At 35.1% G+C, this 18,057-nt stretch carries 21 protein-coding genes and 1 riboswitch; of the genes, 13 read left to right on the top strand and 8 right to left on the bottom strand.

All coding sequences use genetic code 11. The features are described 5' to 3' along the window. The first annotated feature begins 157 nt into the window (after positions 1-157). A complete protein-coding gene (locus tag MT489_RS14320) occupies positions 158-565 on the top strand; it encodes a DUF6223 family protein (protein WP_280518634.1) in 408 nt (135 codons plus the stop codon). Positions 566-1,085: 520 nt separating this feature from the next. On the opposite strand, the gene MT489_RS14315 is transcribed toward MT489_RS14320, so the two are convergent. After that, entirely contained in the window at positions 1,086-1,553 is a 468-nt protein-coding gene (locus MT489_RS14315; protein WP_244682243.1) for a hypothetical protein, read from the bottom strand. Positions 1,554-1,764: 211 nt separating this feature from the next. Here MT489_RS14315 and MT489_RS14310 point away from each other — a divergent pair, with 211 nt between their 5' ends. Next, entirely contained in the window at positions 1,765-2,184 is a 420-nt protein-coding gene (locus tag MT489_RS14310) for a DUF5661 family protein (RefSeq protein ID WP_244682242.1), read from the top strand. 109 nt (positions 2,185-2,293) lie between these two features. Here the strand turns inward: MT489_RS14310 and MT489_RS14305 are convergent, their stop codons facing one another. Then, on the bottom strand, positions 2,294-3,028 hold the full coding sequence (locus MT489_RS14305) for a glucose 1-dehydrogenase (protein WP_244682241.1): 735 nt from the start codon (positions 3,026-3,028) through the stop codon (positions 2,294-2,296). 180 nt (positions 3,029-3,208) lie between these two features. On the opposite strand from MT489_RS14305, the gene MT489_RS22185 reads away from it, so the two are divergent. The 4 genes from MT489_RS22185 to MT489_RS14290 all read left to right on the top strand — a co-directional run bounded on the left by MT489_RS22185 (position 3,209) and on the right by MT489_RS14290 (position 6,584). Then, entirely contained in the window at positions 3,209-3,346 is a 138-nt protein-coding gene (locus MT489_RS22185; RefSeq protein ID WP_307415801.1) for an RAxF-45 family protein, read from the top strand. A gap of 146 nt (positions 3,347-3,492) precedes the next feature. After that, the gene (gene abc-f / locus MT489_RS14300) at positions 3,493-5,373 is read left to right on the top strand and encodes a ribosomal protection-like ABC-F family protein (RefSeq protein ID WP_244682240.1); all 1,881 of its coding nucleotides are present in this window, start codon (positions 3,493-3,495) and stop codon (positions 5,371-5,373) included. Between the two features lie 343 nt (positions 5,374-5,716). After that, complete coding sequence (locus tag MT489_RS14295) at positions 5,717-6,007, top strand: CD3324 family protein (protein ID WP_244682239.1); 291 nt, start codon at positions 5,717-5,719, stop codon at positions 6,005-6,007. Between the two features lie 106 nt (positions 6,008-6,113). Continuing rightward, positions 6,114-6,584, top strand: coding sequence for a DMP19 family protein (locus tag MT489_RS14290; protein ID WP_244682238.1), 471 nt, complete (start codon positions 6,114-6,116; stop codon positions 6,582-6,584). A gap of 155 nt (positions 6,585-6,739) precedes the next feature. On the opposite strand, the gene MT489_RS14285 is transcribed toward MT489_RS14290, so the two are convergent. After that, positions 6,740-7,717, bottom strand: a complete 978-nt coding sequence (locus MT489_RS14285) for a ribose-phosphate diphosphokinase (RefSeq protein WP_244682237.1) — start codon at positions 7,715-7,717, stop codon at positions 6,740-6,742. A 230-nt stretch (positions 7,718-7,947) separates the two neighbouring features. Beyond that, complete coding sequence (gene ant(6), locus MT489_RS14280; RefSeq protein ID WP_244682236.1) at positions 7,948-8,817, bottom strand: aminoglycoside 6-adenylyltransferase; 870 nt, start codon at positions 8,815-8,817, stop codon at positions 7,948-7,950. 190 nt (positions 8,818-9,007) lie between these two features. Between ant(6) and MT489_RS14275 the strand changes: the two genes are divergently transcribed. Next, entirely contained in the window at positions 9,008-10,732 is a 1,725-nt protein-coding gene (locus tag MT489_RS14275) for a methyl-accepting chemotaxis protein (protein ID WP_244682235.1), read from the top strand. Positions 10,733-10,838: 106 nt separating this feature from the next. Here the strand turns inward: MT489_RS14275 and MT489_RS14270 are convergent, their stop codons facing one another. Next, entirely contained in the window at positions 10,839-11,123 is a 285-nt protein-coding gene (locus tag MT489_RS14270) for a DUF2277 domain-containing protein (RefSeq protein ID WP_244682234.1), read from the bottom strand. A 192-nt stretch (positions 11,124-11,315) separates the two neighbouring features. Between MT489_RS14270 and MT489_RS14265 the strand changes: the two genes are divergently transcribed. Beyond that, on the top strand, positions 11,316-12,068 hold the full coding sequence (locus MT489_RS14265) for a DUF5694 domain-containing protein (protein ID WP_244682233.1): 753 nt from the start codon (positions 11,316-11,318) through the stop codon (positions 12,066-12,068). Positions 12,069-12,081: 13 nt separating this feature from the next. After that, positions 12,082-12,528 (top strand): DinB family protein, encoded by a 447-nt coding sequence (locus MT489_RS14260; protein WP_244682232.1) that lies wholly within the window; start codon positions 12,082-12,084, stop codon positions 12,526-12,528. 135 nt (positions 12,529-12,663) lie between these two features. Here the strand turns inward: MT489_RS14260 and MT489_RS14255 are convergent, their stop codons facing one another. After that, positions 12,664-12,825 (bottom strand): hypothetical protein, encoded by a 162-nt coding sequence (locus tag MT489_RS14255; RefSeq protein WP_244682231.1) that lies wholly within the window; start codon positions 12,823-12,825, stop codon positions 12,664-12,666. A gap of 400 nt (positions 12,826-13,225) precedes the next feature. After that, a complete protein-coding gene (locus tag MT489_RS14250; protein WP_244682230.1) occupies positions 13,226-14,422 on the bottom strand; it encodes an MFS transporter in 1,197 nt (398 codons plus the stop codon). 77 nt (positions 14,423-14,499) lie between these two features. Beyond that, positions 14,500-14,600: riboswitch (purine riboswitch) on the bottom strand. A 238-nt stretch (positions 14,601-14,838) separates the two neighbouring features. On the opposite strand from MT489_RS14250, the gene MT489_RS22180 reads away from it, so the two are divergent. The 4 genes from MT489_RS22180 (at position 14,839) to hisA (ending at position 16,952) form a co-directional block, all read left to right on the top strand. Further along, positions 14,839-14,973, top strand: coding sequence for a hypothetical protein (locus MT489_RS22180; protein ID WP_280518632.1), 135 nt, complete (start codon positions 14,839-14,841; stop codon positions 14,971-14,973). A gap of 27 nt (positions 14,974-15,000) precedes the next feature. Continuing rightward, complete coding sequence (locus MT489_RS14245; RefSeq protein ID WP_244682229.1) at positions 15,001-15,582, top strand: YdeI/OmpD-associated family protein; 582 nt, start codon at positions 15,001-15,003, stop codon at positions 15,580-15,582. Further along, positions 15,579-16,103: a DinB family protein gene (locus MT489_RS14240; protein WP_244682228.1), complete on the top strand. Its 525-nt coding sequence runs from the start codon at positions 15,579-15,581 to the stop codon at positions 16,101-16,103. The genes MT489_RS14245 and MT489_RS14240 overlap by 4 nt, the downstream gene beginning before the upstream one ends. A gap of 90 nt (positions 16,104-16,193) precedes the next feature. Beyond that, a complete protein-coding gene (hisA, locus tag MT489_RS14235; protein WP_244682345.1) occupies positions 16,194-16,952 on the top strand; it encodes a phosphoribosylformimino-5-aminoimidazole carboxamide ribotide isomerase in 759 nt (252 codons plus the stop codon). Positions 16,953-17,074: 122 nt separating this feature from the next. On the opposite strand, the gene MT489_RS14230 is transcribed toward hisA, so the two are convergent. Further along, positions 17,075-17,917, bottom strand: a complete 843-nt coding sequence (locus tag MT489_RS14230; RefSeq protein WP_244682227.1) for an aldo/keto reductase — start codon at positions 17,915-17,917, stop codon at positions 17,075-17,077. Positions 17,918-18,057 lie beyond the last annotated feature (140 nt).

Below are 18,057 nucleotides of genomic sequence, written 5' to 3'. Positions count from 1 at the left end.
GGAAGAAATGTGCTGAATTGTGTGCTTTCGATTGAGGCATTGGTTTTGGACTCAGCTCTTAATGGGGAATCCAGCAATTAAGAACAAGAAGTGCTTGTTAAACAACCAACCTAAAATCTGTTGATTTGCAGAAACAACAAGAAGGAGGAATTAACAAATGAAAATAAAGCTAGTTTCATTGGTTTTACTTTGTGCATTGCTACTAGTGCCAACTTTGGCCTCTGCTGAAGTGACCAACAGTAATATCGGGTACGATTTTACCCCCGGGCGACTTTGGGCTACGATGGATGCGGTGGTGGGGCTGATCAGCTCGATTCTTGCTGGGCTGTCTCTAGCCCGCTCTGCTGGTCGTTTCGGTAAAGGCACCGGGCGACGCGGGGCTTTCGTAGCCATGGTGGTGGGGATAATTGTCATAGCCTACGCTTGGGTGCATATGACCATATTCCCTGGTGGTCCAGGTACTGGTGATGGGCGAGTAGGGGCTTACTTTGCTATATTATTTGGCTTGGCTAGCATAATCCTCGCTGGGCTAACTCTACGCCGCTCCCGCCGCCACGTAAGCTGACCCGACCAAGGTGCTCTGTATTGTGGGACCTGTCCTTTGGCGTGTCCCGGTGAAGTTATATCAAGAATTGTTCTGTATTTTGTAGGTAAATAGAATAATATTTAAGTTTGATTTAAATAACCTCCTAGGATAACATTTCCTCAAGAGGTTTATTTTAATTTTTCAGAAAGTGGTGAAGATGCTATGCCTAGGAGCTCTACCATATTAGGATTAGTGGCAGGAATACTTTCGATTATCCTTTGGATTATTTTTAGTTTTTTTAATCCTTACTCCATAGTTAACAACATAGCACCAATCATAAATACTTTTATTATGCTATTTCTCCCAGCGTGTTTGGCTATAATTTCCTCGTATAAGTATAAAAAGACATGGATGTTGATCGCTTTCATATGGTCGTTGCCCATTAGTGCTTATTGCGTTTTGACACAAAGCATTTTTTCGTTGTTTGGTCTGACATCCCTCACATATTTTGTTTGTTTCATTTTGATGTATTTAAAAAAGTAGCCAGATTATAGTTTCCCTATTCCTTTTTTAGCTGAAGTTCAGCAATAACTTTTGCTCCATCTAAAATGATTATTTTCCCATCCAGTGCATGTTGTTTTAGCTTTTCCAAATCTTTAATGTCTTTAAAAAAATATTCAGCATGAAAATTACTTGTCTCATATGGGTTGATGGTGCTATGTCCGCCAAATCCTGAATGCTGCATTTTTTTATATTTTGTTTTGTCCATCATTATCATGTATTTCTCTAATTTTTCCCCGGGTACTACTACAACTTCTAAACCCCCATAATGATATCCTGGATAATCGAATTGATTCCCAATCACCTTATTGCTTGTATTTTTTATTCTCAGATCATAACGTATTGTTTTTTGTGCTTGATTAATCGTTGTATGCACTTCCTGTAACTTTAAATGTTTTTGGTAGGAAAACCCTGTTAAAAGAATAAATAATGATGTTAATAAAACAAAATTAAATACCTTGTTCATACTCTCACTTCCCTAAATTTTTTTACTACGTATCATTCCTTTGATAACAATTTTTATTAAAAAATCCTCTGAAAACGAGTAAATGAATTGAAATTAATAATGATCTTGGTTCAATTTAGACTTAACAACTCGTTTTTTTGGAATACATGCTCATAAACAGGCTACTAACATATCTTGTTAAGAAGAACTACCTTTTTTGGAGTGATTCAAATTGTACAACTACTATAAACAATATATAAATCCAAACAATAAACACTATTGGATGGACTATAATCCTCCGCGGAGCATAGATTATTACGGAAATATAGTCTATCGGTATCCGTACAGCGATAATGCTAATAATATTAGAGCTAACACCACCGTAAAATCTAACTTTTCTAAGGAAGAAGCCGCAGCAATAGCATTGCTATTAGGCATTGACTTTACTAAAAGTCTGTTTGATTTAGAAGAGTTTTGGATGGGGGTCAATACTGAACTTGAACATGGAAGAAGGTCCAGCCAAACAAATGTTACTGAAGATAACCCTTTGATTACGGGGAAAATTGCATTGGCACATCTTAATGAGTTTCCGGATTACTACAAAAGATTAAAAATACTTGAGGAAGAAGCAAAAGCATATTGGAAAAAATAATTAATACCGTACAGTTCTTCATTAAAATAGATTAATGGTAATAATCAAATCCATTCCATTTCATACAAAAAAACTGGAGGTCCACGCCCCCCAGTTTTTGCATGAAAAATTATTGTGCAGTAATTCCGCCATCAACAACAAATTCGGAACCAACACAGTAACTAGAATCATCAGAGGCTAGGAATAAAACTAGATTAGTTACTTCCTCTGGTTTCGCAATTCTTCGATTTGGAATATATTTTGCAAATTCTTGAATAGCATCTTTAGAATCGCCTTGGGCAATCATAGGTGTTTCAATCACTCCAGGGTGAACAGAGTTAACTCGAATTCCACTGCTTGCTAATTGAAGAGCGGCAGCTTTTGTCATTCCACGAACAGCAAACTTTGTATCGGTATAGCCAATTGCACCACCGACCAGACCATTAATAGAAGAAATATTTACAATTGAACCGCCTTCTGCTTTTTGCATGGATGGTACAACTGATTTAATTCCAAGAAAAACAGAAATTTGATTAATATCAACGATTCTTCTGTAATCTTCTTCTGTTATCTCCATAATATTTTTATTCATACTGATTCCTGCGTTATTGACTAATACATTAACAGGACCAAATGCATTTTCCGTTTCAGTTACAACTGTTTCCCAATCGGAAGCTTTTGTAACATCATGTTTAATAAATTTTGCATTTTCTCCAAGTTCATTAGCTAATGCTTGTCCTTCTTCTTCAAGAATATCTGTAATTACTACTTTAGCGCCCTCGGCAACAAATTTTCGTACATGAGATGCTCCCATTCCACGTGCTCCACCTGTAATTATTGCAATTTTACCATCTAATCTGCTCATTTTTTCTGCTCCTTTTGATGGATTGTATTAGCAATTTTCATTATACACCTGAATAAAATATCAAACAAAAATCTGATTTAGCTTTTACTGTTCTTCTAAGCCAAAAAATGAAAACCCTTGCAAGTTCTTCTTAAAGCGATTAAGATAAAATAAATATATATGAGATGGAGGTGGGTAAAGGTGTTCAATCAAACTGTTTTAGTGCACGGATACTGGAATGAATTCTTATATTTTTGCCGTGCAAAATTTGCTGTTTTAGTTGTTAACGGGATACGTATGCCCTTTTTTAGCAACTTAATAGCAAATCTAAAACGGTGAAAACATCTCTACACCCACATTTTATAAAAGTTGGCTGAAGAGGAGCTTTTCGTGCTCTTCTTTTTTATGCCTAATTTCAAGATTCAAAAGCTATGGGGAAGTGTTGTTTCCTATGGCTTTTTTTTATGATGAAGGAGGTATTATGCATGCTTGCATGTAGTGTTAATCAAATCTCAAAGATGTATGGCGGTAACAGTATATTTGAAAATATTACCTTTGAAATTATCGAAAAGGAACGTGTTGGTTTAGTTGGGCGGAATGGAAGTGGCAAGACGACGTTATTGAAATTATTGGCTGGTTTGGAATCACCAGACTCTGGTCAAATTCATTGGAAAAAGGGATCGCAAATTGGATATCTTTCACAAATTCCTGAATATCAAAATGAATTGATGATTAAGGAAGTATTATTGACAGCCTTTGAAGAACTTTTACAAATAGAAAAAAAGATACAGGAATTTGAATTAAATATGAGTAATGAAACAAATAATATGAAATTGGAAAGGTTGATCGCGGACTATGGTAATGTACAAGACGATTTTGCCTTAAAAGGTGGTTATGAAATAGATGCAAATATAGAAAAAATCGTTAATGGTTTAAATATTGCAGATTTATTAGATAAGCCTTGCTCTGCTCTTAGCGGTGGTGAGAAAACAAAGGTAGGGTTAGCCCTTAGCCTTCTTAAAAATCCTGATTTTTTATTGTTAGATGAGCCGACGAATCATTTAGATTTATTGGCAGTTGAATGGCTTGGAAACTTTTTGCGAGATTATTCTGGAACGGTACTTGTTATTTCTCATGATCGATATTTTTTAGATGAAGTTGTTAATAAGATTTTAGACTTGGAAGATGGTGAAATCGACTGCTATCATACAAGCTTTTCAGATTATGTGAAAGAAAAGGAAGAGCGTCTTTTAAGAGAATTTCAAGCGTATCAAGAGCAACAAAAGAAAATAAAGAAAATGAAAGAAGCAATTAAACGTCTTCGGGAATGGGCGAATAGAGCGAATCCACCTAATGAAGGCCTTCATAAGCGAGCGAGAAATATGGAAAGAGCATTAGAAAGAATGGAAAAGCTGAATCGTCCTATTTTAAATCGGAAGAAAATGAATCTTGAAATGGAGTCTTCTGTACGTAGTGGAAATGATGTAATGACGTTACAGAACGTTTCTAAGAGCTTTGGTGAAAAGCTCCTTTTCAAAGAAGTGAATATGAATATAGCATATCAGGAAAGAGTTGCTATTATAGGGGAAAATGGAGCAGGAAAATCAACCCTTATTAAAATGATTATTGAGCAAATATATCCTGATGAAGGGGAAGTTCGTCTAGGAAGTAATGTGAAAATAGGTTACCTGTCCCAACATATTTTTTCAGAGCTTAAAGATGAGAAAATCATAGAAGTGTTTCGTAATGAAGTTAGTGTGACGGAGGGTGAAGCAAGAAGTATCTTATCGAGGTTTTTATTTTGTGGGCATTCAGTTTTTAAAAAAGTTTCTCAGCTAAGTGGAGGAGAAAGGATGAGGCTCCGGTTGGCGCAACTTATGTATCAGGATATTAACTTTCTTATATTAGATGAGCCAACTAACCATCTAGATATCGAGTCTCTAGAAGTATTAGAAGATACCCTTGAGCATTATAATGGAACTATTCTTGCAGTTTCTCATGATAGGTATTTCCTCAATAAGATATTTGAGAAGATTTATTGGATTAAAGCCAATGAAGTCCATGTCTTTGGAGGGAATTATCAATATGCTCGAGAAAAAATACTTGAGAAAGTCTTACACAACAAGGAAGATATGAAAGTTAAGAAAAAAACAGACCCGCCTTCTAAGAAAGAAGAAGTTGTGGCAATAACCAAACATGATGTGGAAAAAGAATTGGAATTGCTGGAACAAAAAATAATTGAAGTCAATCTGGAGTTGGATGAGATTAATGATTTAGAAAGGCTTCAACAGCTATATATGGACAAAGAGGAGCTTAATAAGCGGTGGGAGACTCTTTTTGAGCAATTAGAAAAAGATCTAGGGTAAAGATTATTTATAATTGTTCTCTCACTTGTTCCAATACCTACTAGTATGAGTTAATTAAGGTGTCGGGCCGATAGATTTTTTGAAAGGAGGCTGATTATTTTGATCAAGCATAACGAGGTGATTTCCGCTTAAGCGGAAATCGCTAATGAGGGGTCGCACGTATTGCGGCCTCTTTTACTATTTATTATCACTCTATAAACCGAAAATCGAGTATACTGTTATTAATAAGGGAGACACATACAATATTGTAAGGGTTTTCCTAATACGATACGAAAGGGGTTTTTACATTGGTTAATATGAAACATTTTAAATACGAACATCTTATTAAGGAGGATGTAAGTTTTTGCAATACAAAAATGGAAAAGAGGTGCTTCCCCCTCATTTGCTGAAGGAGCTTCAAAACTACATTCAGGGAGAACTGCTTTATATCCCAAAGAAAACGAATGAGCGAGCGGGATGGGGAGAAGTGAATGGTTCTCGTCGATTAATTGCTAAAAGGAACGAAGAAATTTATCGATTATATCAGGATGGCCAATCGTTTGAGGAGTTGGAACGGATATACAACTTGTCCTTAGATAGCATCCGAAAAATCGTCTATAAAACTCGTGAAATATATAATGAATCGAATCAATGATAAATTCTTAACACCGTTCAAGTAATGAATGGTGTTTTTTGAAGATTGGTTAGGTAAAATATAGTAATATATCAACATTATATTTTAGATGGGGGAGCATTACATTGTGAAGCCAATATTGAAAAGGAATGATTTATTGAATAATGATGACATTTGGAATGCAGTAATTGCTGTAATAAGCGAATATGAGTATCCATCGGATAATAAAATGGAGAATGATTTATACACTGTTTTTCAATATTATTCCGAACTAGAAAGTGGAGGTCATGAAAGTCTGCTTACCTGGTTATCGGAATTTATCGAAGAGGTAGGGATTGAAAATTATCTACAAGAACTAATAGGTGTTCTTGAGGTAATTGGTGCCCACGATTATGCAGCTATTGAGAAAAAGTACGGAGAAGAAATGTGGCGTTTGTTCATCGCTTTGGAAAGTGAAAAAGTTGATGAAAATGAGTTTTATAAAGTTATTCAAAAAGCGGACAATGAATATTATGATCTTGATGGAAAATTAGGCGAGTTGCTAGAAACATATTTTGTAAGTATTCATACTGAAGTGATTGATGTGGTTGAGGCTTAGGGAAAGGTTATTCTACAATTGTTATGAGGTTTAGGAATTTTATATGGATAGCAAAAAAGCCCAATATTTTATTATTGGGCTACTTCTTTTGCCAGTAACTATATACATCACGATAATATTAATGTTTATTTTAGGAAAATGATTGAATCACACTATCAATTAAGAGATTTATTAAATACGGAAGGAAGCTCAGTTTCGAATAACGAACTAACCGACTCTCTATTATGGATTCGGAGAACAGCTTCTGCAAATAGAGGGGCCACAGAAACAATCTTCGCTTTATTGGATACTATGGAATTGTTTCCGACGGTATCGGTGCTAATAAGCAATTCGATCGGACTGTTTTCTATTTTTTCAGCACCAGATTTACTGAGCATGAGATGGGAAACTAAAGCAAATACTCTTTGTCCTCCTCTTTCCTTCAAACCCTTTGCTACGTCTACTAATGTTCCAGCTGAAATACTAAAATCATCAACAATAAGGACATTTTTTTCTTTTACATTCCCAATAATCTCTAAGACCTTTGCCTTTTCATCATGGGATTTCCTCGTTTTATCTCCAATGGCTACCGGCACTTGGAGAGTGGAGGCAAAATTTCGTGCTTGTTTTGCAAATCCCACATCTGGAGAAACAACAACCAAGTCTTCAATGTTCAAGTTTTTCACGTAATTACATAATATAGGGAGGGCAAATAAATGGTCTACCGGTTTCTTAAAAAAGCCTTGAATTTGTGGGCTATGTAGATCCATTGTTATGATCCTATCTGCTCCAGCTAGCTCAATACACTCAGCACAAACCCTTGCTCTTATCGAAACTCTCGGTTCATCTTTTTTATCGCCTTTTGCATATCCAAAATAGGGAATAATAGCTGTTACTGACTTAGCACTAGCCCGCTTAAACGCGTCCATCCAAAAAAGAAGCTCTGTAAATTCATCATTAGGATTTAACCCTATCGGCTGTACAAGATAAACATCATTATCCCTTACTGTCTCGCAAATCTTTACAAAAATATTACCGTCGGAAAATTTAAATACATCTGATTTCCCCAAATCAATTCCAATATAATCACACATTTTCTGCGCAAAGGGTTTTCCTGTACTACCTCCAAAAATTTTAATATCTTCAGTCGGCAATAGAATGACCTCCCAGATTATTTTGTGCTAAGGACTGATGAAAGTAGATTATATTTAGTACTTCTCTAAACGATAAATAAAACCCTTTAATAATCAACTATCTTATCACCATTTATTTAGGGAGTGTGACAGCAGAATCATAATTTGGTAAATCATTATTCTGTCAAATTGTTTTATAAATATATAGAGAAAAATACAGTTATTCCGAATTGTAGATGTTATATAAAAGTTTAAGTCCCATTGGTAACGAAGTATTTTTGACGAATCCCCTCAATATAACTACTAACCTTTTCATCATAATCAGGATACGTATATCCTAATCTTTCCGCAACATGGCGGGAAGCTTCTCTAAATAAATCAAAATTTGTATACAGGGAATCCCACAATTTTTCATAAGAACCCATCTCATAAGTGGATAATAATGTATCCCAGGTTGTATCAGAAACATATTTTTTTAAAAACTTATCCGACTTACCAATGCTTAATGAATAATTCGTTTCGATTCCGACTTTCCAACGCAGCATAGTAAGTAGATTAGGGCGAAAAGGGCCGTTCATAATATCGATGGCGAAAAGAATTTCTTTTCTAGCCAGACCTTTTGCAACGTATGTAGCAGTAAACCAGAATTCATTACAACAGTCGTCAAAAGATTGAGAGCTGGGCTTTTGAATATGATAACTTCGATCCGATGGAATCACGGATTCTTGAATTAAGTCATCTTTGTCCAACAAAACCTCAACCAATCCATCACTATTTTTAAAATAATCCTTATATTCTTCAAGAGGAATGAGGGTAAGATCAATTTTCGTACCATCTTCAAATATCATAAGATACGAAAACCAATTTCCCAATTCGGCAGGGAATAACTCCATTGCCTCCGGTTTTTGCATCATAATCCGCTTTCCAAAATATTCTAACCAATCATCACTTTTTTTAAAAAAGTCCATGTCCGTTACGAAATAACTAAAATCATAATCTTGATATTCGTCTTTAGGAATATTTGAATTTGTGAGTGAACCTTCAAGGGTGAAAAGTCTTACTTTTTCATTTTGTTGGGCGAATTTCATTCCCAAGTTCATCATTTCTTGCCGGTTTCTCAAATTCCTCACCTCGAAAAATTGTTACCTTAATTATAATCCTTTTTGATAGATTTCGAAATTTGAAAAGATACATGCTACGACATCTCTTATTTTCATGGACAAGATCCAAATATATTAAGTATAATTTACTAGTAATGTATGGGTTTAAAGTCACATTCTGGAATCTAACATCGAATATGGGAGAATCATAATGAAAATTAGTCTTAAGTTAAAAATGGTCATTATTTTTTTCGTATTGCTTTTAATATCATGTTTATTAATTAGTGTTACTGTCTACAAATCCTCTATGGACTTTGTGAAGGAATCTGTTGGTAAACAAGCCTCTAATATTGTTGAAAAAGCAACGACAGTGATTGATATTGAACGTTATAAGGAATTAAATATTGCCTCGAATGAAAATGGTTATTACAGCGAACTAAGGGAAGAACTGAACAAAATAAGAGAATTGAATCAAATGGTGTATTTGTATACGATGACACGTGTACAAAATGGAAATGATTATGATTACTATTATATGGTTGATGGTCAGCCGCTTGGATCTGAAGATGCTTCAGAATTAGGTGAAAAAGAAGAAAGTGCTGAAACATTCCCCGCTCTTAAACGGGCTTTTAAAACAGGAAATGTTGAGTATGAAATATCCAATGAACCAGATTACGGACCATTAATATCTGTTTATGTCCCTATTAAAACTGAAGCTGGAGATATCATTGGAATAATGGGTGCAGATTTGGATGCTTCTCAAGTGTACGATGGTATGGCTGCCAATGAAATAACGCTCATTATTATCACCATTTCTGTTTTGGTAGTCGGTTTGTTAATTATCTACTTTTTAACAGATTACTTTACGAGACCATTGCGAAAATTAACCGAACAAGTGGAGCTAGTAGGTAAAGGGGATTTGTCTGTTGAGATAGAAACAAATCGTCAAGATGAAATCGGAACATTGACAAGAGCATTCCAACAGATGGTCGATGATTTAAAAGGAGTTATTGATGGAATTAATACTAACTCGATTCAATTGATCAATACATCTAACCAGCTACTGGACAATAGTGAGAAAGTAAGTGAAGCAAGCCATCAAATTTCTACGTCCATTCAAGAGGTATCGGAAAGTGTGTATACACAATATAAATCCTCGGAAGAAAGCGCGACAACGTTGGAGCATATGTCAAATGGTATCCAGAAAATTGCATCGGCATCAGCTAATGTCTTTGATCTGTCATCTACAAGTCTAGACTATGCAAATAGTGGGAAAAACCAAATTGAAAATGTAATTAATCAAATGAATATTATTAACCAATCTGTATCAGATTCTTCCAGTGCGATAAAAAAATTGGAAGAACAATCCGAAGACATCTCGTCCATTATTAAAATGATTCGCGACATTTCTGCCCAAACCAATTTGTTGGCGCTGAATGCTGCAATTGAAGCAGCTAGAGCTGGAGAATCTGGAAAAGGGTTTGCAGTCGTTGCAGACGAAGTAAGAAAACTTGCAGAACAATCCGAGCAATCTACAAACAGCATTGCTGCTTTAATTGAAAAAATGAATGAAAACACTAGTAGAACTGTCGAAACGATGAATGTTGTTACACGTAATGTAGAAGAAGGCATCCAAGTTGTTGAAGAAGCTGGAAACTCCTTCGAAAACATAGTTGAATCCATTCATAGTGTTTCATCGCACATAAAAGAAGTATCACAAACTTCTGAAGAAATGTCTGCTTTTTCAGAAGAAGTAGCTGCAGCAGTTGAAGAAACTACAGTGTCCGCGAGCCAGGCAGCGGATAATACGAAAAGAGTGGTAAGCAGAACTGTTGAACAAGAAAGTCATATAAGTGATATATCTACTGCGATTACCAACTTAACAAAAATGGCTAAGAATTTGGATGAATTAATTAAAAAGTTTGTTTTAAAATAATTTTTCAGATAAAAACCTGTAGAAGGAATTTCCACTACAGGTTTTTTTCTTTAATTAAGGTGGAAGGTTTAATGCCATTATTATAGATCTGTTTAATGAACAACATTTATTCAGTTAAATCTTTGATTCCAAAACGTTTTGCATTTCTAGCCCGAGCCCGCTCAGCTTCAACCTCTCGATTACGTGGGTGGGCTGTCGTTTCAAGTGAGTTTAGTAAATTTTGTGTAGCGATCGCTATTTCCTCAATGGCACGATTAAAAGCGTCTTTGTTTGCTTGCGATGGCTGATTGAAACCGGAAATCTTTCGCACATATTGAAGAGAAGCTGCATAAACTTCATCGTCGGTAGCGGGAGGGTCAAAGTTAAATAGTGTTTTAATGTTGCGGCACATGTCATTCGCCTCTTTTCCTTTATAATTTTGTAGATTGTATCTATACACAGGAAGATATTTATTAAATTTATTGTAACACTACTCAACTTAAGTATGAATCCTAGTTGAACCTACAAGTTAATACTAAAAAGAGGAAATCCTATCCTTTAAATAGAACCTATCGATATAGGAAAATATAAGGAGGAAATTGGGATGGAAAGGTTGAATACAAAGCCTACCGTTTTAATATTTGGTACATTTCATATGGCACCAAGTTCAGACCTGTATCAGTCTACTTTAGACGATTTATTGACTTTAAAAAGACAACAAGAAATTCGAGATGTCGTAGACCGTATTAAACAATATAAGCCTACTAAATTAGCATTGGAAAGAGTGACAAAAAGGGAAAACGAACTAAATGAGGAGTATAGAAGATATAAAAATGGAGACTTTGAACTGCAAGTAAACGAAATTTACCAACTTGGATTTCGAATTGCGAATGAACTAAATCATGAAAAAATATATGCCATAGATTGGATGGAAAAAGGTGCAGGAACGAGAAGTGCTGGAGAAGTGTATGAATGGGCTAAGGAAAATCAACCTGAATTATTTCAATCTATTTATGGATGGCTGGAAGCGGCGAGTCAAGATGAAACAGAAGGTGTTGCACCTACCATTCTCGATCTATACCGAGCATGTAATGATCCAATAGAAGTGAAGAAACATCATGAAATGTATATTAATATGGCACGTATTGGAGAGATTGATGATTATGTTGGGATTGATTGGCTCATTTGGTGGTACCAACGAAACTTAATCCTTTTTTCAAATTTAGCACGATTAGCAACCTCCCCTGATGACCGAATTCTTTTTATTGTAGGTAGTGGACATGTACAGATTCTTTATCAATTTTTAGAAGAAAGCAGTCTTTTTAACTTGGAACGTGCGGATACATATCTACGATAGGAGATGGAAGAAAATGCAGAACGTCATTAATGAGCTAAACGCCTGGCTAGTAAAAGTTCCGGAAGGATTCAGTCGGTTTACTGAAATCGAAATATCAGAACGACCTTTGCCCCATAAATGGTCCAAAAAAGAGATACTAGGACATTTATGTGACTCAGCTATTAATAATCTTGAAAGGTTTATTAGAATTCAATATGAAGATCAGCCTTTGGTCCTTGTCCCATATAATCAAGATCAATGGGTAGATTTACAGGGATATCGTGATATACCAATTGAGGAAGTAATGAATCTATGGGTTGGCTTAAATAAAAAAATAATCAATGTTATTAGTAAAATATCTCAAGATCAACTAACGTTGCAATGCGATATAGGTAATAACCAACTTAGAACCTTGGAATGGTTAATACAAGATTATCTCGACCATATGGAACATCATTTGAATAACCAGATTTTTAAGTGAGTCTAAAAAATCACTGGGCAGGGCCAATATATGTATAAAAAAGGTAACCGTCATTCAGTGTTTGCGCTGGAATGACGTTTTTTTATCATGAGATTGTATTTGGTACGCATATCGATTTCTAGTCCTGATCGAAGCTTATATTTCTGTATAATGAACATCAAATTCCGATTGTTTGACATTCCCGTATAAAAAGATCATCAATTCCTGTTCAACGCCTTGTATCATAGCAAAGATATAGGAACAATAACTATTAATTAAACGTTTGATTAAAACAGAGCGGGTGACATAGCGCCCCATTTATAAAAAACTCATGCTCTTTGCAGCTAATTAAACGTTTGATTAGATAGGAAAAATGCAATCTTAGCTATAATAAACAACTTTTTTAGAATGAGGACGAAGTTCTGTGAAAAAATCATCTTCCCAACTATTTTAATCATAGGACTTAAATAGGTAGTTTGAATAAGAACCTTTATTTGCATAAAATAATCAATTAGGGGGATGGTTCTTTATGTGTAGACGGATTTATATTTTGTTAGCTGTGGGAATAAAAAATAAGGACATATTAGAAACTAAATAAAAAGAAACAGTCCCTTTATAAAGTATACAGACTGTTTCTTATTCAACTAACTAAAATATTCCTTGCTTTAGGTCAATATGATTGGAGCAAACCTTTTCCTTATCCCAACGGAAATGTCCCTTATTGAACTGTATTCTTAAAAAGAGATGAGGCTTCTGGCTTTTCATTTCTATTTATAGCTGGTCTTGTTAAAGAAAAATAAGCACACAATAGGGAGATAATAACAACAACACAACCAACCCATGCTGTACCGGAAACTGAACCTGTGTGATTCAATACAACGCCGCCAATCGCTGAACCCAATGAAATCCCGATTTGCAAGGCAGAATTATTGAAGCTTTGCTGAATGTCAGATGTTGCTGGATCCGTTTGAATCAAATAGCTTTGTTGCGGTGGTGATAGACTCCAACTTAATGCACCCCAAACCATCATGATTGGAATGAATAAGAAAAGTGAAAAAGTCGTGAAGGGCAAAATGGCTAGTACGATAGCAAATGCGCCAATTACGATGAGTATACTCTTAGGAGCTCCAATCCAATCCGAAAGAATTCCTCCGAAAGCTCCACCACTAATAGCAGCAATTCCAAATACGAAATAGCAGATACTAATCCAATAGGAATTTAAATGAAGATTTGTTTCTAAAAATGGTGTGAAATAGGCATATAGCGTATAATGCCCCGCTAGCATAAACAATGTAGCAAGATGGGCGCTACTTATTTTTGCGCTAGCCACAGCTTTTAATTGTTGTGAAAGTGGAATTGTTTTTTCACCAGGGATACGCTCCAAAAAGATTGAAATTAATGCCATTGATATGAGTGCCAATACGGCGATACCAAGGAATATTACACGCCATCCAAATGCGTTAGAAATTAAGATTCCTAATGGGACTCCTAATACAAGTGCAGAACTAATTCCCATATAAATAAGTCCTACTGCTTTTGCCTGATGAGTAGGGGCTGCAATTTTTGCGGCAATCGTTAACGATAGCACAACGATCAGTGCTGTACTAATCGCTGTTAAGACTCTTGCGCTCATCATAAAAATAAAGCTCTGACTGAAGTATGTCATGATATTACCAATAATGAAAACAAATAGAGATGCAAGGTATAATTTCTTGCGTTCAATTTTACTAGTTAACATAAGTAAAACAGGTCCCGCAATAGCATAAATAAGTGCGAACACTGTAATAAGTTGACCGGCAGTCCCTAACGTAATATTAAAATCGTCGGCTATTGTAGGTAATATCCCACCTATAATCAATTCAACCAATCCAGCCGCGATTGTACATAATGCTAATATAAAAACTTTTAAATTCATGGTGTGAATCTCATCCTTTCTATAGATAAAGAATAGGCTCGATGTTTTTCAAAAAACAAAAAATCCTGACTACAAAAAATGAGTTATTCATTTTCTGTAGTCAGGATTTTTAAGGTTCCCGGTAGATACCCCCAAGCCATATTCTTGAGGTTATACAGGTCATATATAGTTAAAAATATAGTCGTTTTTCTCGTAAAAAACACTTACTATATATTACTGCCTTTTATTCTATTATTCTAGTGGTGACATTTGGAAAAATACAATCCACTCTATGAATCTGTTTCTGTATTGCTGTAATGATAAGTTCAATAAACTATACAGAGGTCTAGATTCTTTTTACTTTTGTAGTTTTTAAAGGAGATTGTTGTATCAAAAAAGAATGATATTAAGTAATAATTAAGAGTAGGTGTTTATTATTGGAATTCATTATATTAATCCTAGTCATTGTAATCACGATAAGTTGCTGGTCACTTGAATTAAAAATGAAAGAAGCAAATGAGCAAAGAAAAGAAATCATTGAGTTATTGAAGGAATTGAATCACAAGAATTGATATTCAGGTCACTAAATAGGAGGGAAAATGAGTAAATTTACTATAGCTTATGTACCTCAACCAGATTTCTCAGCATGTGATGAAGCGTGCTTGGCTATGATTGCACAGATTCCAATAGAAGAAGCTGTTTCAGTAATGAAAGGAATGCGAGGTTCGGGGACATCTCATTTTTATAAAGCGTTGAAAAAGTATAAAATTGATTATATTAGCTGGCGTTCAGTTGTAGATATAAAAGATCTTCCTCCTCTTTGCGTGTTATTGGTTAAATTTCCTGCTTATCATCATAGTGTTATTTATTATAATGGTACCTATTATGATCCAGAGTTCGGAGTGCTAGAAAGTTACACACCTGAAGGAAAGATTACCCACTACATGGAGCTGTTTAAGGATGGTATTTATGAAGACAAGCAGATTGAGCTAAAAATACCAAATGACTTTAACGAAGCATTTGAGCTCAATCAAGAGGCATACGAAGTTTTTAATAGGTTACCGTATCCCCAGAAATCAAAATATATTAATGGGATTAGTCATTACAAAAATCCCGTCGTTCGGAAAAAGTATATTGAGAAGATAATGACAATCCTAAAGAGACAAGGAGATTCGATATGAACTTTAATCTAAATGAAGCGATTGAAGTCTTAGAACGCACACCGACAACATTAGAATTTTTTTTATCGGGTTTATCAAATGGCTGGTTGGAATGCAACGAAGGTGAAGGAACTTGGAATGCAACAGAAGTAATTGAGCATCTTATTGAAGGAGAGAAAACGAATTGGATCCCAAGGCTGGAGTTCATGCTTCAAGAAGGTGAAAGCAAACCATTTCCTCCTTTCGATCGTTTTTCTCACCTAAATGATAGCGAGAAGAAGTCGATAGAAGAAAAACTGCTTGAGTTTAAAACGATTCGTATGCAAAATATAGAAAAGCTAGAATCATTTATTGAACCTGAGTTACACTTGGAATTAACGGGTTCTCATCCTGAATTTGGAGTCGTAAGGGTAAGAGAATTAATTGCAACATGGGTTACTCATGACTTAACCCATATTGCCCAAATTGTACGAGTAATGGCGAAGAGATACAAAGAAGACGTTGGTCCTTGGGTGGAATATTTAGGAATATTGAAAAAATAAAACTTACATCGATGCCAGGGTGCTAGATAGGTTATAGGAATTTTTCCTATATAATAAAGAGAACATTATTTTATGAAGGAATTGATTAAGTTGAAATTTAGACCATGTATAGACATACATCAAGGAAAAGTTAAACAAATTGTTGGGGACACACTTCGGTTGGATAATGATTTAGTTACTGAAAATTTTGTATCAGAACATGGGTCGGCCTTTTATGCTTCAATGTTTAAAAATGACGGTTTAACAGGTGGACATGTGATTATGCTTGGTGATGGTAACAAAGATTCGGCTATACAAGCATTAAATGAATATCCTGAAGGTTTACAGATTGGTGGGGGGATTACATCGGACAATGCAAACTTCTATCTAGAAAATGGAGCCTCACATGTAATTGTTACTTCCTACATATTTGAAAATGGTGAACTTAAGAAAGATAGATTGAATAGAATCGTTGAGACAGTTGGAAAAGATAAGTTGGTAATAGACCTTAGTTGTAAGAAAAAGAATGGGAAGTGGTTTGTAGTCACAAACAAATGGACCCAATATAGTAATTTAGAGGTCAATAGTTCAACAATTAGGGAACTAGAAAAATATTGTGATGAATTTTTAATCCATGCAGTAGATGTAGAAGGAAAGCGCTCAGGAATACAAGAGGATTTAGTAGAACAATTATCAAAATGGGTTTCAATTCCGACTACATATGCAGGTGGAGTAAGTTCAATAAAGGATTTAGAAACGTTTTACCAAATTTCTAATGGGAATTTAGATATTACAATTGGGAGTTCATTAGATATTTTTGGAGGAGATTTATCGTATAGAGAAGTGGTTGAGTTTTGTAGGAGTAAATAATTTAGAGAGTATAGGGTACTAAGAGGATGAATGCACCGAGAAGAATTGTTGCCTTCAGATAATACTTAATGCTAAAAAAGTAAATTTAGAGCGCATCATTATATGACGCGCTCTTTCTATTATCAGAATTCTTCATATTTAGCTGGATCTTGATTGTTCATTCTTCCATTAGGCCGAGTTAGTTCTGATATCCTATTCATTTCATTTTCATTTAACGAAAAATCAAAAATTGATAGGTTTTCCAGTTGACGTGAAGGAGAACCTGATTTAGGAATGGATACCGCACCTAATTGATAATGCCAGCGTAAGACAATCTGTGAAACAGATTTATTATGCTGTTCAGCAATTTTTTTGATCGTTTCATTTTCTAGGATGGCATTTGCCCTCGCCAGTGGACTCCATGATTCTGTCACTATATGATTCTCTTTATGCCATCTTCTTTGTTGTTCTTGATTAAAAAACGGATGCAATTCTATTTGGTTCACACTTGGCATAACACCAGTTTCCTTTTCTAAACGCTCAAGATGCTCTGGTAAGAAATTTGAAACCCCGATCGAGCGAATGAGACCCCATTTTTGCGCATCAATTAAGGCTTGCCAAGCTTCCAAATATAAGTCTTGTTTAGGATTTGGCCAGTGAATGAGATATAAATCATAATAATCTAGATTTGCACGATATAGCGATTCTTGTATGGCTAAAACAGCTTTTTCATAAGAATGATAGCGTCCAGGTAGCTTAGATGTAACGATTAATTGATCTCTCGGAATGGAACTCCTTCGAATCGCCTCTCCAACAGTTCCTTCATTTTCATAGTTGTAGGCAGAATCAATTAGGCGATATCCGATATCAATGGCATGTTTAATGGCGTTGACCCCAGCATTTCCTCTCAGACTGTATGTACCTAAGCCTATCACTGGTAAAGAAAAGCCATCATTAAGTGAAATCTTAGGAATAGAAACACTCATCTTTCATCGCTCCTCTCGGTTTTAATAAAACATTACCATATATAGGAATTTATTTCATATACTTTGACTTATTTACGATATTTTGATTCTTTGACAATGTTTTAAACAAAAATTTACAATAAGAACAAATGAATTCAGAA

This window comes from Lederbergia wuyishanensis (genome assembly GCF_022900255.1).
Lineage (GTDB): Bacteria > Bacillota > Bacilli > Bacillales > Bacillaceae_C > Lederbergia > Lederbergia wuyishanensis.
Note: the sequence above shows the minus strand (reverse complement) of the source record. Positions and strands in the feature narration are given on the sequence as shown.

What these genes read in the sequence shown, in the direction of transcription:
- MT489_RS14260 (WP_244682232.1), top strand. Translation starts at nt 12,082, where the DNA reads ATGCAGAACGTCATTAATGAGCTAAACGCCTGGCTAGTAAAAGTTCCG.
- MT489_RS14240 (WP_244682228.1), top strand. Translation starts at nt 15,579, where the DNA reads ATGAACTTTAATCTAAATGAAGCGATTGAAGTCTTAGAACGCACACCG.
- MT489_RS14275 (WP_244682235.1), top strand. Translation starts at nt 9,008, where the DNA reads ATGAAAATTAGTCTTAAGTTAAAAATGGTCATTATTTTTTTCGTATTG.
- MT489_RS14230 (WP_244682227.1), bottom strand. Translation starts at nt 17,917, where the DNA reads ATGAGTGTTTCTATTCCTAAGATTTCACTTAATGATGGCTTTTCTTTA.
- MT489_RS14255 (WP_244682231.1), bottom strand. Translation starts at nt 12,825, where the DNA reads ATGGGGCGCTATGTCACCCGCTCTGTTTTAATCAAACGTTTAATTAAT.
- MT489_RS14245 (WP_244682229.1), top strand. Translation starts at nt 15,001, where the DNA reads ATGAGTAAATTTACTATAGCTTATGTACCTCAACCAGATTTCTCAGCA.
- MT489_RS14305 (WP_244682241.1), bottom strand. Translation starts at nt 3,028, where the DNA reads ATGAGCAGATTAGATGGTAAAATTGCAATAATTACAGGTGGAGCACGT.
- abc-f (WP_244682240.1), top strand. Translation starts at nt 3,493, where the DNA reads ATGCTTGCATGTAGTGTTAATCAAATCTCAAAGATGTATGGCGGTAAC.
- MT489_RS14270 (WP_244682234.1), bottom strand. Translation starts at nt 11,123, where the DNA reads ATGTGCCGCAACATTAAAACACTATTTAACTTTGACCCTCCCGCTACC.
- MT489_RS14250 (WP_244682230.1), bottom strand. Translation starts at nt 14,422, where the DNA reads ATGAATTTAAAAGTTTTTATATTAGCATTATGTACAATCGCGGCTGGA.
- MT489_RS14315 (WP_244682243.1), bottom strand. Translation starts at nt 1,553, where the DNA reads ATGAACAAGGTATTTAATTTTGTTTTATTAACATCATTATTTATTCTT.
- MT489_RS14320 (WP_280518634.1), top strand. Translation starts at nt 158, where the DNA reads ATGAAAATAAAGCTAGTTTCATTGGTTTTACTTTGTGCATTGCTACTA.
- MT489_RS14265 (WP_244682233.1), top strand. Translation starts at nt 11,316, where the DNA reads ATGGAAAGGTTGAATACAAAGCCTACCGTTTTAATATTTGGTACATTT.